At 68.3% G+C, this 1,077-nt stretch carries 1 protein-coding gene; it reads right to left on the bottom strand.

The features are described from left to right. On the bottom strand, window positions 1–1,077 hold a 1,077-nt coding region (locus AB0M20_RS45335), incomplete at both ends, for an alpha-amylase family glycosyl hydrolase (protein WP_364307854.1).

Genomic DNA, 1,077 nt, shown 5'->3' on the forward strand with positions numbered 1-1,077 from the left:
GTCGCCGTTGAGGAAGACGCCCACCGAGTGCGCGTCGCCGCGCCGCCAGTCCTGGTCGGTCATCTCACGCGCGTCGGGCCGCAGCCAGATCAGGTCGGGCAGCGGCTGCTTCTTCCGGGTCTCGGTCTCCCCCCGGAAGAAGCGGCGCCGGCGCAGCACGGGGTGCGCGGCGCGCAGGCCGATCAGGCGCCGGGTGAAGTCGACGAGGGCGCGCTGCTCGTCGGTGAGGTCCCAGTCGATCCAGGAGATCTCGTTGTCCTGGCAGTAGGCGTTGTTGTTGCCGCGCTGGGTACGGCCGAGTTCGTCGCCGTGGCCGAGCATCGGGATGCCCTGGCTGAGCAGCAGGGTGGCCAGCAGGTTGCGCTGCTGGCGGGCCCGCAGTTCGAGCACGGCCGGGTCGTCGGTGTCACCCTCGGCGCCGCAGTTCCAGGACCGGTTGTCGCTCTCGCCGTCCCGGTTGTCCTCACCGTTGGCCTCGTTGTGCTTGTTGTTGTACGACACGAGGTCGCGCAGGGTGAAACCGTCGTGCGCGGTGACGAAGTTGATCGACGCGATCGGGCGGCGGCCGTCGATCTCGTACAGGTCGGACGACCCGGTGAAGCGCGACGCGAACTCCCCCAGGCTGGATGGCTCGCCGCGCCAGAAGTCGCGGACCGAGTCGCGGTACTTGCCGTTCCACTCCGTCCACAGCGGTGGGAAGCCGCCCACCTGGTATCCGCCGTCGCCGACGTCCCACGGCTCCGCGATCAGCTTCACCTGGCTCACCACCGGGTCCTGGTTGACCAGGTCGAAGAAGGCGGCCAGCCGGTTCACCTCGTGGAACTCGCGGGCCAGCGCGGAGGCCAGGTCGAACCGGAACCCGTCGACGTGCATGTCGGTGACCCAGTAACGCAACGAGTCCATGATCAACCGCAGCGACTCGTGATGCCGCACGTTCAGGCTGTTCCCGGTGCCGGTGGTGTCGTAGTAGTACTGCTTGTCCTGGTCCACCAGCCGGTAGTACGCCGGGTTGTCGATGCCGCGGAAGCTCAGCGTCGGGCCCAGGTGGTTGCCCTCGGCGGTGTGGTTGTAGACGAC

This window comes from Actinoplanes sp. NPDC051633, assembly GCF_040681735.1.
GTDB lineage: Bacteria > Actinomycetota > Actinomycetes > Mycobacteriales > Micromonosporaceae > Actinoplanes.